General features: G+C 70.1%; 12 protein-coding genes. 4 read left to right on the top strand and 8 right to left on the bottom strand.

Annotated features, from left to right (window positions below):
- Positions 1-250 precede the first annotated feature (250 nt).
- From CLV56_RS12265 to CLV56_RS12255, 3 genes are all read right to left on the bottom strand, one after another.
- Positions 251-1,510: a hypothetical protein gene (locus CLV56_RS12265; protein ID WP_157805152.1), complete on the bottom strand. Its 1,260-nt coding sequence runs from the start codon at positions 1,508-1,510 to the stop codon at positions 251-253.
- Between the two features lie 389 nt (positions 1,511-1,899).
- The gene (locus tag CLV56_RS12260; RefSeq protein ID WP_157805151.1) at positions 1,900-2,352 is read right to left on the bottom strand and encodes a hypothetical protein; all 453 of its coding nucleotides are present in this window, start codon (positions 2,350-2,352) and stop codon (positions 1,900-1,902) included.
- 199 nt (positions 2,353-2,551) lie between these two features.
- Positions 2,552-2,908, bottom strand: a complete 357-nt coding sequence (locus CLV56_RS12255; RefSeq protein WP_245857794.1) for a PH domain-containing protein — start codon at positions 2,906-2,908, stop codon at positions 2,552-2,554.
- Positions 2,909-3,073: 165 nt separating this feature from the next.
- Here CLV56_RS12255 and CLV56_RS12250 point away from each other — a divergent pair, with 165 nt between their 5' ends.
- Positions 3,074-4,288 carry a pyridoxal-phosphate-dependent aminotransferase family protein gene (locus CLV56_RS12250; RefSeq protein ID WP_245857793.1) on the top strand — a complete coding sequence of 405 codons (1,215 nt, stop codon included), beginning with the start codon at positions 3,074-3,076 and terminating at the stop codon, positions 4,286-4,288.
- Positions 4,285-5,565 (top strand): allantoate amidohydrolase, encoded by a 1,281-nt coding sequence (locus CLV56_RS12245; RefSeq protein ID WP_100414890.1) that lies wholly within the window; start codon positions 4,285-4,287, stop codon positions 5,563-5,565. The genes CLV56_RS12250 and CLV56_RS12245 overlap by 4 nt, the downstream gene beginning before the upstream one ends.
- A gap of 173 nt (positions 5,566-5,738) precedes the next feature.
- Here the strand turns inward: CLV56_RS12245 and CLV56_RS12240 are convergent, their stop codons facing one another.
- Genes CLV56_RS12240 through CLV56_RS12230 form a run of 3 tightly spaced genes read right to left on the bottom strand, consistent with a single transcriptional unit; the run spans position 5,739 to position 8,069 of the window.
- Positions 5,739-6,983 (bottom strand): RNA polymerase sigma factor, encoded by a 1,245-nt coding sequence (locus CLV56_RS12240; protein WP_245857790.1) that lies wholly within the window; start codon positions 6,981-6,983, stop codon positions 5,739-5,741.
- Positions 6,984-7,003: 20 nt separating this feature from the next.
- Positions 7,004-7,372, bottom strand: a complete 369-nt coding sequence (locus tag CLV56_RS12235; protein WP_039356285.1) for a YciI family protein — start codon at positions 7,370-7,372, stop codon at positions 7,004-7,006.
- A gap of 46 nt (positions 7,373-7,418) precedes the next feature.
- Positions 7,419-8,069, bottom strand: a complete 651-nt coding sequence (locus CLV56_RS12230; protein WP_039356282.1) for a DUF998 domain-containing protein — start codon at positions 8,067-8,069, stop codon at positions 7,419-7,421.
- 210 nt (positions 8,070-8,279) lie between these two features.
- Here CLV56_RS12230 and CLV56_RS12225 point away from each other — a divergent pair, with 210 nt between their 5' ends.
- Positions 8,280-8,747, top strand: a complete 468-nt coding sequence (locus CLV56_RS12225) for a hypothetical protein (RefSeq protein ID WP_100414889.1) — start codon at positions 8,280-8,282, stop codon at positions 8,745-8,747.
- Between the two features lie 336 nt (positions 8,748-9,083).
- Here the strand turns inward: CLV56_RS12225 and CLV56_RS12220 are convergent, their stop codons facing one another.
- Positions 9,084-9,908, bottom strand: a complete 825-nt coding sequence (locus CLV56_RS12220; RefSeq protein ID WP_157805150.1) for an alpha/beta fold hydrolase — start codon at positions 9,906-9,908, stop codon at positions 9,084-9,086.
- Positions 9,909-10,048: 140 nt separating this feature from the next.
- Here CLV56_RS12220 and CLV56_RS12215 point away from each other — a divergent pair, with 140 nt between their 5' ends.
- Complete coding sequence (locus tag CLV56_RS12215) at positions 10,049-11,914, top strand: alpha/beta fold hydrolase (protein ID WP_100414887.1); 1,866 nt, start codon at positions 10,049-10,051, stop codon at positions 11,912-11,914.
- Positions 11,915-12,110: 196 nt separating this feature from the next.
- Here CLV56_RS12215 and CLV56_RS12210 read toward each other — a convergent pair whose 3' ends face one another.
- Entirely contained in the window at positions 12,111-12,695 is a 585-nt protein-coding gene (locus CLV56_RS12210) for a helix-turn-helix domain-containing protein (RefSeq protein WP_100414886.1), read from the bottom strand.
- Positions 12,696-12,777 lie beyond the last annotated feature (82 nt).

Raw genomic sequence — 12,777 nt, 5'->3', positions numbered from 1 at the left:
ATCGGGGACGGCTCCTCCTGGACAGATCCTGTCCCGGCACGCCGATCTCAGTACCACCAAACTACGCCCGAGCCCGCGGTAGCCTCGACCGCGACGGTGTCCACTTCCACGACGCCTACGTCGCCGGGCGCCTGAGCGACTGCGTAAGAACCGCCACCCTGATGCGATTCGCGAACACGATCCCGGCATTCAGTTCAGCCAGGCGTTCTGCGGCGGACGACTGCCTCGTTCGCGACGCCAGGTTACCGACTTAGGTCGATGCATCGGGTCGTACGCCCCATCGCAGGTAGTACGCAAAGAATGGGTCGGAGATGAACAAGGTCGCCAACTCTGCGTCATAGTCAACCACTGGCTCGCCATCGATTCTTTCTTTGGCGATCTTCGTCATTTCTTCCAGAACGCGGGTTACCTCGTGCCTCTGGGGCAGCTCGCTGTCGAGAACCTCTTTGAGCGCAGAACGCAACTGCTCGTATGTCAGTTTGGTTAGTGGCCCAGTGTGGGCAATGGCCGTAAGTGTAGCGCCATATATGTCCGTGTCCTGCCCATTCGTCAGACGCCGGACTATTCGGTCCGTTCGCTGCCGCGGTCCACACGCCAAGAGGTCAAACGCCGACTTGGACGTATCCGATGCGCGAGCCCGGAAAAACTCCTCCCACTCGGGGGGGAGCAGGGTTCGAGGCTGGTCCTGAACTTCGCCGACATCGTTTGCATAGCACACCTCGCGGCAGAATAACTGCATCAGATGGGGACTCTCGAAACTCTCTTGTATGAGCCGGTTTGTAATCGCACCATCCGAGTCAACAAGACGAAGGGCTCCGAAGCCACTAGTCGCAATCGCCCTCAAGTCATCCGATCCCCAGAAGCCGACTTCCAGTTGGTCGACCCGACCGGTCATCTCCTTCTCGACTCGGACGACATCAAACGCGCGGTGGGGAACCGATGCAACAATGACCGCGAGACCGTCGAACACCAAGTCCTTGAGCCCGCGCGTGATCTCGAGTTGAACGCCTGGATCGATGTAGTGGAAGTCGTCGATAACGATGGGGCGCCGGTCATCGAGGATGTTCTCGCGGACTAGATTCTTGATCGACCGCTTGCGCGTGCTGCGTCTTCCGACAGTCGAGCCGGTCTCATCAGCGTGCTGATGCTCACCTTTGAACCCAGCAACACCGGCGCCAGCAGTCCATCCGCCGGACGTCGTACTCGACTGGTCGACAGAGTCCTCAATCACGCTCGGGAGATCAAGCAGGTCTCCAACCGCCTGCCAGAACTCGTCAGCGGAACTGATACCCCCACCAGACAACCAGATTGCATCTGGCACCAGACTTTTTAGTAGCACGGTCTTGCCAGTCTTGGTCGGCCCCGACACGGACAAGATCGTGTGGCGATCAGCCAAGTAGCGACGCACCTGCGATTCGAGGTTCAAGTCTTCTCGGGGGTTGTACGTGATTGTGGGTCGACCGCCGGGCACAAAAACATCTCCGACGCGATACCGCCTGACATCCTCCACGGACACAGTCTACTCAAACTCGCGATACCGATCGGGAAGTGGGCGGGGGCAGGCGGCGCACCTCGAACCCCAAGGCCCGTTGATCCCGACCCCAGCGAAGGAACCACGCCGCGTGGGGGTGAAATCGCTCGCTTCACCCTTCCACGCCTCACTCTGCTTGCCGAACATCAGCTTCGCCATCGTCATGTCGCAGGTCTATCAGGACGATCGATCGCCGGTCCTCGAAAGCGCCATCTGACCGGCTGAGCGAGCCTCTCGCCAAGAACGCGGCCCGGTTGCGATGGCGGGCGCGAAGCGCAGCACGTCGAAACGCGCACGGCGCGAGGATATCGCGGTGGGTGATACCCCGAGTCCTACGCCTACGGCATCGGGAGGCCCGCGCATGGGGGCTACGCGACGAGGTGTCGACGCGCGGCTTCGAGCGCGTCGTTGATCTCCCGGTAGGCCTGCTGCTGGAGGCCCTTCAGCTCGTCCGGGTCGCTGACGCCGTTGTACGTGCCGACCGTGCGGCGCACCGTGGACAGACGCCTCTCGAGGTCGAGGTCGCCCGTCAGGATGTAGGCCTGACCGATTGCCGAACGCACGCGCGCGTTGCAGTGGTACGCCGCCTGACGGAGCTGGTCGCGCTCCACCTCCGGCCGACCTGCGAGGCGCGACTTCGCCCGGCTGTAGGTGGCGCGGGAGTACTCGTACAGGCTGTCGGCGCACTCCCCATACACGCGCAGCCTCGCCTCCAGCATCCGCACGTCGCGATCGGACTTGCGCTGCAGCCGAGCCCCGAGCCACGCGCTGAGCAGTGCGGCGACGAACCCCATGCCTGCCACGATCACCGTTGAATCCACGAGCGGAACATAGCGACACACGACGCGCGGCGGCTAGACCTGTCGGCTGTGTCGATGGCACTTCCGCACCAGAACAGCGGGCAGATAAGCGCCGAAGCGCGGTCCGGTGAGGCTCCGGCGACTCCTGAGGCGATGGCTCAAGGGGTGATTCCGCCACGAATGGGCTTGGCCGCCAGCGATTGATGCCCGCTGCCGCGTGCTACTTGAGGACCGCCCACGCGATCAGCGAATCCAGCCGGCGGATGTCCGCGCCCTTGCCGACCTTGATCTTGATGTGACCGGCCCGGGTCCACATCTCGATCTCGGCGTTCGTGTCCAGCAGGCGACCGGCGTTCTCCGAGGACCACATGTTGATCGAGCTGTACGGGAGGGAGTAGATCTCTACCTTCTTGCCGGTCATGCCCTGCGCATCCCGCACGATCAGCCGCTTGGTCGTGAAGATCGCGCTATCCCGGAATGTCTTGAAGGCAGTGACGGGGGTCGCCCCCTCCACAATGAGACTGCCCACGTCGTCCGGGATCGGGATCTCCTGCATGAACGTCCAGGCAGTAGTCACGGCGGTTTCTAGTGGCATTCCGCGACCCTAGTGAAGATCGGTGACGACCGCGGTCGATCCAGCCAGGCCGTGCCACCATGGCCACACGCACCCGTACGCCCGTAACCGCCCCGTCACATCCGCCGTCTACGGTCGCCCGCGTACATCCGCCCTAAGGAGGACCTGGTGCCCGTCGAGCCGATCAACCCGCCCCCGCGCCTGCTGATGGGCCCCGGCCCGGTCGACGCCGACCCCCGGGTCCTGCGGTCGATGGCGGCGCCGCTGATCGGCCAGTACGACCCCGCCATGACCGCGTACATGGACGAGACGTCCGCGCTCTACCGCGACGTCTTCCGCACCACCAACGACGCCACCCTGCTCGTCGACGGCACCTCCCGCGCCGGCATCGAAGCCGCCCTCGTCTCCCTCCTCGAACCCGGCGACCGCGTCCTCGTCCCCGTCCTCGGCCGGTTCGGGCACCTGCTGCGCGAGATCGCCGAACGCTGCGGCGCCGACGTCCACGTCATCGAGACCGACTGGGGCACCGTCTTCGAACCGCAGCAGATCCTCGCTGAAGTCGACCGCGTACGCCCGAAGGTCCTCGCGATGGTCCAGGGCGACACCTCCACCACGATGTGCCAGCCGCTCGAGGGCATCGGAGCCGTATGCCGGGAACGCGACGTCCTCACGTACGTCGATGTCACCGCATCCCTCGGCGGCAACACGTTCGCGATGGACGACTTGCAGCTCGACGTCGCCACCGCCGGACTGCAGAAGTGCCTCGGCGGCCCCTCCGGCAGTGCCCCGATCACCCTGTCCCCCGCCGCGGTCGAGGTCGTCACCGCGCGCAAGCACACCGAGGCCGGGATCCGCGACGCCGGCGAGGTCGACCACGGCGAGCGCATCCGCTCGAACTACTTCGACCTCGCGATGATCCTCGACTACTGGGGCCCGCGCCGCCTCAACCACCACACCGAGGCGACCTCGATGCTGTACGCGGCGCGCGAGTGCGCCCGCCTGCTCGTCACCGAGGGCATGGACGCCGCCGTCGAACGCCACCGGCTGCACGGCGAGGCGATGACGGCGGGCGTACGGGGGCTCGGGCTCGAGGTGTTCGGCGACGTCGCGCACAAGATGAACAACGTGGTCGCCGTCGAGATCCCCGACGGGATCGACGGCGACGCGGCCCGTACGGCGATGCTGACCGACTTCGGGATCGAGATCGGTACGTCGTTCGGACCGCTGCACGGCCGGGTCTGGCGGATCGGCACGATGGGCTACAACGCCCGTACGGACGCCGTCCTCACCACGCTCGCCGCGCTGGAGCAGGTGCTGCGCGCGGGCGGGGTCGCCGTACCGCCCGCGGGCGGGGTCGCGGCCGCGAAGGAGGTCTACGCGTGAGCGAGCCCAGCGCGCACGGCGCGACCGCCCGCAGCGACGCGGCCGCCCGTACGGCCCTGAAGCGCTGCGACGAGCTCGCCGCGCTGAGCGCGTACGAGGGCCGGATCGATCGGTACTTCCTCACCCCCGAGCACGCCGCCGCGAACGCGCTCGCAGCCGGCTGGATGCGCGACGCCGGCATGACCGCGCGGATCGACGCCGTCGGCAACGTCTGCGGCCGCCTCGAGGGCGCCGAACCGGGACTGCCCGCACTCCTGCTCGGCTCGCACCTCGACACGGTGCCGGACGCGGGACGGTACGACGGGCCGCTCGGCGTCGTCGTCGCGATTGCGGTCGCGCAGCGGATCGCCAAGCGGGCCGCGTCCGGCGAGGCGCTGCCGTTCGCGCTCGAGGTGGTCGGGTTCTCCGACGAGGAGGGCACGCGGTTCTCCTCGGCGCTGATGGGCAGCCGTGGGCTGGCCGGGTCGTGGGACGACGCGTGGTTCGACCAGATCGACGCGGGTGGGGTGACGCTGCGCGAGGCGTTCGTGCGGTTCGGGCTCGACCCCGACCGGGTCGGCGACGCGGCGCGGAACCCGGACGAGCTCGTCGGGTACCTCGAATCGCACATCGAGCAGGGCCCGTACCTCGAGGAGGCCGACCGCGCCCTCGGTGTCGTGTCGACGATCGCGGGGGCGCGCCGGTTCGCGATCAGCGTGCACGGCGAGGCGCGGCACGCGGGCGGCACCCCGTACGAGCGCCGTCGTGACGCGCTGATCGGGGCGAGCCACGCCGTGCTCGACGTCGAGCGGATCGCGCGCGCCGAGCGCGTGATCGCGACCGTCGGGGCGATGCAGGCGTACCCGGGTGGCGTCAACGTCATCCCCGGCCGCGTCGACCTCACGCTCGACCTGCGCGCCGAGCACGACGCCGACCGCGACCGCGCGTGGGACCTGATCGTCGACGCCGCCGAGAAGCGGTGCGCCGAGCGCGGGCTGCGCTGGGAGGCGACCGAGACGCACAGCGCGCCGGCGGTGGCGATGGACCCGGCGCTGCGCGCGGCGATCACGGACGGGCTGGCGGCAGTCGGGGACAAGGATCCGATGGTGCTGTTCTCGAAGGCCGGCCACGACGCGATGGCGGTCGCGGCGATCACGGGGGTGGGGATGCAGTTCGTGCGGTGCCACGACGGGATCTCGCACCACCCGGGCGAGGCCGTACGGGCGGACGACGTCGCGGCGGCGATCGACGCGTTCGAGGCGTCCGTGCTGGCCGTAGCCGCGACCTACGCCGGTTGAGCCCGCCCCCCGCCGGTCTCGATCCTCGCGTCTGGGCGCTGGTCGAGGCGGGCGAGGAACGAGCCCGATCGAGACCCCGTCTCGATCCTCGCCGCGCTCGGCCTCGACCAGCGGGATCGACAAGCGGCCTCGACCATCGGGATCGACCGGTGGGGCACCGCGCGTTCGCGACCTCACTCGCTCTGACCGCTGATCCGCCCGAGGAGGTAGCGGCGTTCGGCTTCGTTGGTCGTGAGCTCAGCGGCGGCGCGGTACTCGCCCGCGGCGCGGTCGTGCTCGCCGAGGCGGTCGTGGAGGTGGGCGCGGACGGCGTGGGTGCGCTGGGTGACGAGAGGGTCATCGGTGATGCCGTGCTCGCGGTCGAGCTGGTCGAGGAGCGCGATGCCCCGACGGGGACCGAAGGCTTCGGCGACGGCGACCACCCGGGCCAGGCGTACGGGCGCGGCCGGCTGGAGCCGTTCGAGCCAGAGGTAGAGGGCCGCGATCTGCGGCCAGTCGGTGTCCTGCGCGGATGCCGCCTGCGCGTGCGTGGACGCGATCGCTGCCTGGAGCTGGTACGGGCCGACGCGCTCGCGCCGCCAGGCATCGTCGATGAGCCGCCGCCCCTCGATGATCATGTCCTGATCCCAGAGTGAACGGTCCTGGTCGGGCAGAACGATGAGCTCGTCGCGCGGATCCGTACGAGCGTCGCGACGTGCGTCGGTCAGCAGCATGAGCGCGAGCAGCCCGGCGACCTCGGCCTCGTCGGGGAGGAGTGCGTGGAGCATCCGGGTGAGCCGGACGGCTTCGGCGGTGAGGTCGACCCGGGTGAGGCGGTCGCCGGCGGTGGCGGTGTAGCCCTCGTTGAAGATCAGGTACAGCACCCGCATCGCGACCGCGACGCGGCCGGCCAGGTCGTCGTCGTCGGGGATGTCGAAGCGGGCGCCGGACTTCCTCAGGGTCTGCTTGGCGCGGCTGATCCGGGTGCCCATCGTGGTCTCGGTCGCGCCGTACGCACGCGCGATCTCTTCGGTGCTGAGACCACCGACCGCGCGCAGCGTCAGGGCGACCTGCGAGACGCCGCTGAGGGAGGGGTGGCAGCACATCAGCAGGACGCGCAGGCTGTCGTCATGGTCGATCACGGCCGGTGCGGGCCGGGTGGGGTCGACGAGCATGGGATCGGCGTACGCGGCGTCTTCCTCGCGGCGGCGGGAAGCCTGTTCGGACCGGATCAGGTCGATCATCCTCCGGTAGCCGACGCGGATCAGCCAGCTGCGAGGTTCATCCGGGATCCCCTCGCCCGGCCAGCGCTGGGCGGCGACGAGGAGGGCCTCCTGGACGGCGTCCTCGGCGAGCTCGAACCGACCGAACCTCCGCACCAGCGCACCGAGCACGTGCGGCGCTTGCTCGCGCAGCACATCCACGATGCGCCGGTTCACGGCGGGTTCCGGGTCCGGCATCAGGCGAAGTCGTCGCCCATGATCGGACGGATCTCGAACGGCTCGCCGAGCACCTCGACGATCCGGGCGGTGATGTCGCGGGCGCGTTCCAGGCTGGCGACGTCGATGATCGCGAAGCTCGCGAGCACCTCCTTCAGCTCGGCGAACGGGCCATCGGTCGCCGTGACACCGGCGTCGGTCTTACGGACGGTGGTGGTGACCGCCGGGTGACCGAGCCCCTCGCTGAGGACGAACTCACCGGTCTCGCGCAGCTCGGCCTCGAACTTCTGATACGCGGCGAACGCGTCCAGAGCCTCCTGGCTGGGCGCGTCGGCCGTGGCGGCATCCCAGGCCTCGGCGGGGGTGTAGCTCAACAACAGATACTTCACGATCGTGGCTCCTCAGCTGCTCGGTCGTGCTCGACGCTACCGGCGCTCACGCCGACCGTCGCAGGACGAGGGCGTACACCGTGACCCACGTGAAGGCGATCAGCCCGGTGATCGCGATCTGGATGCTCGCCTCGTCGGGCGAGGTCGGCAGGAGGAGCACCAGAGCGACCAGTCCGTTGCCGACCGCGGCCCCCACGTGACGGGCCCGGATGTGCCGCACGAGCAAGGTGATGCACGCCGCCGCGAGCGCAACGAACGAGGTAGCCGCGGCGGCGGTGTGCACGATCGAGTGCCACGACATCTCCACGACGCCGGCAGGTGCGCCCTCGGGGAAGCCGTTCTGCGGGTCCATCGTGAACGGGCCGGCGACGACGAACCCGGCGCCGAAGATCGCGAGGAAGATCGGCACCAGGCGCCGGCCGATCCCGGTGGTCACGAGACGGCGGTGCGCGACGGCGAGCGCGATCACGCCCAGCCCGGCCAGTACGAACGTAACCTGCTGGATCCACCCCGGCGAGCCGGTCGCGAGCTGGCTCAGCGGGTGGATGCCGATGTCGAACCCGGGCCGCGCCAGCGCCTGGACCAAGGACGACACGTAGAAGAAGGGGCCGGCCAGGGCCGCGGCGGCCAGCAACGTCCGGGTACGCGGGCCGGCGACCCGCCCGACGGTGTTCCCGGTGTCGGTGGTGGTGTGCATGAGGTGCTCCGTATCGGTCCGGTGTCGCCCCGAGCGGGCGACGTCACCGACACCTCGGAGCCGATGGCCCTGCTTCGACATCCCCAGCGAAAGACCTCTCCTCGAAATCTCTCGGGTCATCGTGTCGAGAACCGCCCGCTGACTCCGAGGTCCCGGTGAGCGCGACCCGAACCGCGGTCGCACCACCGAACCGAACGGACGGAGCACATCATGACCGAGAACAACAGCGACATCGCCGCCGGGGACTACGGGCAGGACGCCCCGGCCGAGCCCAGCGAACGCCTCCGCGCCCTCGACCGGCTCGTCGGCACCTGGAGCGTCACCGGCGGCGCGACCGGCACCGTCCGGTACGAGCGGGCGCTCGGCGACTTCTTCCTGATCCAGCACGTGGACCTCGAACAGGACGGACAGACCGTGACGGGGTTCGAGGTGATCGGACATCTGCACCCCTTCGGCGAGCCAGTCAGCGAGGAGATCGCCTCCCGGTTCTACGACTCGCAGGGCAACACCTTCGACTACGTCTACGAGCTCGACGACGACACACTCACCATCTGGGCAGGCGCCACGGGAAGCCCCGCCTACTTCCGCGGCACCTTCACCGACGGCGACACCGTCATGACCGGCGCATGGGTCTACCCCGGAGGCGGGGGTTACCCCAGCACCATGACCCGGCAGTAGCGCGTCCAGATCCAGCGCCGTGCATTCTCGGCCTTCCGAGGTTGATGGCTGCGCGGTAGCGTCGTGGTCGCGGATCCGGGAGTGGCCGATCCGAAGAGTCGATGAACGGGTGCGAGTCGGCCGCGCTGGAGATTGAGACGCCCCGCCTTGCCCTCCCGGATCCGCCTCACGTGCCGGCTACGCCACGCCGGAACTCGCCGTGGTCTCGACAGGCTCGACCGGCGGAGGTGACGAAAGGGTCTCGATCGTCGCTCCGCTCCGCCTCGACCGGCGGAGGGGAGGGAGGGGTCTCGATCGTCGCTCCGCTCCGCCTCGACCGGCGGATCGGATGGGCGGTCAGGTGGCGTGGCGGGCGACGGCTTCGGCGATCGTGTCGGGGGCCAGCACGGGCAGCATGTGGTCCGCGCCGGCGACCTCGAGGTCCTCGCACCACGGGAACCACCCGCGTACGACCTCCCGCGCGTCCGCGAACACCGGCCGCGTGCTCCCGCCCACGACCAGCAGCACCGGGCACCGTACGGCCGTGACCTGGTCGGCGCTGAGCCCGTCGGTCCACGCCATCCCGGGCATGTCCGACTCGAACCCCATCGGCGCACCGTCGACCGAGTCCTCGAACGCGTCCGGCGCGACCCGCTCCATCCGCTCGCGCCACCCCTCCCGCAGGGTCGCGTCGTAGAACGCGGTCATGGCCCCGCCGACGTCACCCGCGCCGTACCGCTCGACCACCGGGCCCATCGACTCCAGCCACTCGGCGCCGGCCGGGTGCGAGAACGGGACAGGCGGTTCGAGGAGGGTGAGCGAGCGGACCCGATCCGGGTGCGCCGCGGCCGTCGTCAGCGCCACGAGCGCGCCGAGCGAGTGGCCGACGAGGTGCGCGGCGTCGATACCGAGGTGGTCCAGTAACCCGATCAGGTCGTCGGCCTGGTCCTCCAGCGTCAGCGGACCGATCGGCTCCGGCCGCGGACTGTGCCCATGCCCCTGCCGGTGGTAGAGCACCCGCCGGAACCCGCCCAGCGCCTCGGCCTGCTCGACGCCCGCCAGCAGCTCCGCCGCGAACCCGCCGTGCACGAGCACGACCGCCTCCCCCTCCCCCGTCGCCCGGTACGCCAGCTCGTGGTCGCCGATCGTCGCGGTCTGCATCGTCAGGGACGTCGTGGACATGGCACTCTCCTCAGCTCGTACGGCGCTGTCCCCCTGCAGGCGCGACATCCCCCGTCGCACCGCGACGCCCGCCGTCGCGCGCACCCCGCGCACCCCGCGCGACCCGCCCGACGTGCCAGGATGGGAGCGAGGGAACGCTGATGCGAGCACCGGAGACGCACTACGCCCGGACCGGCGACGTCGAGATCGCCTACCAGACGGTGGGCGACGGGCCGGTGGATCTGGTGTGGGCGTTCGGCTTGATGACCCACCTCGAGGTCAAGTGGGAGGAACCGTCCCTCACCGCGATGCTCGAGGAGCTGTCGCGCTTCACGCGGCTGATCCTGTTCGACCGGCGCGGCTGCGGGCTGTCCGACCGCGGCGACCGCCACCTCGCGCCGACCCTCGAGGAACGCGTCCAGGACGTCGTCGCGGTCCTCGACGCCGTGGGGTCGGAGCGCGCGTCGTTCTTCGGGGTGTCCGAGGGGTGTGCGCTAGCGGCGCTGTTCGCGTCGATGCACCCGCAGCGGACCGAGCGCATCATCCTGTACGGCGGGATCTCGCGGCTGCTCCGCGACGGCGACCACCCGTGGGGCGTGCTGGACGAGACGGAGTACGATGCCGCGTTCGGGCCGGTGTTCCAGCACTGGGGCACGCCCGAGGGCGCGACCGCCCAGGTCAGCCTGATCGCGCCGTCGGCGGCCGACGATCCGGACTACCTCGCGTGGTTCGCGCGGCAGCAACGCCTCGCGCTGAGCCGTGACGCGGTGGTGCGGTTCATGGACACGGCGAAGCGCTACGACCTCGACGACGTCTTCCAGACCGTACGGGCGCCGACGCTGGTCGTGCACCGCTCCGGCGACACGGTGGTTCCGACGAGCAGTGCGCGCCGGATCGCGTCGCGGATTCCCGGCGCCCGCCTCGTCGAGCTGCCCGGCGTGGACCACCTCCCGTACGTGGGTGATGCGGCGTCGATCGTGGACGCGGTGCGGGAGTTCCTCGGCGTACCGGCCCCGCCCGCGCCCACCGACCATCGCCTCGTCACCCTGCTCGCGACCGACGCGCACGACCCCGACAGCCTCGCGCTGGTCCGGCGGCACGCGCGCCGCTGGGACGGCGTCGAGGTGACGACGGCGTCGGGAGACGGCGCGATCCGGTTCGACTCCGCGACCCACGCCGTACGGTGCGGGCTGGGTGTGGTGCGGGCGGCGCACGATGGCGGTGTGGCGCTCCGCGCTGCCGTCCACACCGGCGAGTGCGAGGTCGGCGGTCCGATCGTGCGCGGACCCGCGTCGCGCGTGCCCGCCGCGTTGTTGCGCCACGGGCCACCGGGTCGGGTGGTGGTGAGCGGGACCGTACGGGATGTCGTGCCGGGTTCGGGGATCGTGTTCGCCGCCGAGCAGCGCGTACGGCTGCCGGATCCTCTCGGCGAGATCACCATGACGACGGTCGCCGTGCCGGGTGAGGAGGAGGCAGGGAGGACGCCCGAGCAGGTGTTCCGGCGCGACGGGGAGTACTGGACCGTCGCGTTCGAGGGCCGCGTCGTCACGCTGCGCGACAGCAAGGGGATGCACGACCTCGCGACCCTGCTCGCGGAACCGGGGCGGGAACGGCACGTCCTCGACCTGTGCGCCGGGGAGGCGGGCGCGGCGCCCCGTACGGCGCCGTCGCAGGAGGTGGTCGACGGGCAGGCCCGCGCCGACTACCGGCGTCGGCTGGCCGAGCTGGACGAGGCCGTACGCGAGGCTGAGGCGTTGGGCGGATCGACCGAGGCGTTGGTTGAAGAGCGGGACTGGCTGGTCCGCGAGCTCGCCACGGCGTACGGGGTGGGCGGGCGCGTTCGTACCGTCCCCGACGACGCGGAACGGGCCCGCAAGGCCGTCTACCGTCGGGTCGCGGATGCGCTGCGTCGGATCGAGCAGGCGCATCCCGAGCTCGGGCGGCATCTGCGGCACTCGGTGCACACCGGCACGTACTGCAGCTACGACCCGGAGCGCGCGCTGCGCTGGGTGACGGGCGGGGCGTGAGGGCGGGGGTCTCGATCGTCGCTCCGCTCCGCCTCGACCACCGGAGCGCCGATACTCGAGGCGCGAGCGCAGCGAGTGATCGAGAGTCGACCACCCGGGGCACCGGGTCTCGATCGTCGCTCCGCTCCGCCTCGACCACCGGTGGCGGGTCTCGATCGGCGCTCCGCTCCGCCTCGACCATCGGACCGCCGGGGGCCTACGCGTCGTGGAGGGTCAGCCAGACGGCGACGGCGGTCTCCGTACCGTCGTTCGACACGAGGTGAGGCGTCGCCGCCGCGAACGTGATCGAGTCGCCGACCCCCAGCACGTACCGCTCCTCCCCCACGACCACCGTCAGCTCGCCGGCGGTCACGCTGCCGACCTCGCGGCCGCGGTGCACGAGCAGCTGGCGGTGCTGGCTGGACGCGGCGCCGGGCGGGTAGGTCGACTCGAACAGCTCCGCACCGGCGACCGGCACCGGCGACAGCCGGCGGTACGTGACGCCCTCCGCGAGCTCGACCGGACCGGTCTCCCAGGCCCGCCCGACCATCACGCCGGACTCCGCGCCCCCGGACTCGTCGAACACCGACGCCAGCGGCACGTCCAGCGCGGTGACGATCTCGACGAGGCGGTTCACCGACGGCTGCATGACGCCGCGCTCGATCTGCGACAGCGCGCTCGGCGAGATCCCGAGCTCCCCGGCGAGCGCCCGCATCGACACCCCGGCCGCTTCGCGCAGCTCGCGCAGACGCGCGCCGAGTCGTACGGGCGAGGCGATGTCGGTCTCGTCGAGCGGGGTCATGGTGGGGAGTGTAGGGAGGATTCGGGTCGTTCCGCGGCCCCGGCGAATTTCTTACACGTCGTTCACCGATGAGTAACGCGCT

The sequence above is a fragment of the Mumia flava genome (assembly GCF_002797495.1).
In the GTDB taxonomy this organism is placed as follows: domain Bacteria; phylum Actinomycetota; class Actinomycetes; order Propionibacteriales; family Nocardioidaceae; genus Mumia; species Mumia flava.
The sequence above is the reverse complement of the archived record's forward strand: the minus strand, read 5'-3'. Positions and strand labels throughout refer to the sequence as shown.

What these genes read in the sequence shown, in the direction of transcription:
- CLV56_RS12210 (WP_100414886.1), bottom strand. Translation starts at nt 12,695, where the DNA reads ATGACCCCGCTCGACGAGACCGACATCGCCTCGCCCGTACGACTCGGC.
- CLV56_RS12220 (WP_157805150.1), bottom strand. Translation starts at nt 9,908, where the DNA reads ATGTCCACGACGTCCCTGACGATGCAGACCGCGACGATCGGCGACCAC.
- CLV56_RS12230 (WP_039356282.1), bottom strand. Translation starts at nt 8,069, where the DNA reads ATGCACACCACCACCGACACCGGGAACACCGTCGGGCGGGTCGCCGGC.
- CLV56_RS12215 (WP_100414887.1), top strand. Translation starts at nt 10,049, where the DNA reads ATGCGAGCACCGGAGACGCACTACGCCCGGACCGGCGACGTCGAGATC.
- CLV56_RS12225 (WP_100414889.1), top strand. Translation starts at nt 8,280, where the DNA reads ATGACCGAGAACAACAGCGACATCGCCGCCGGGGACTACGGGCAGGAC.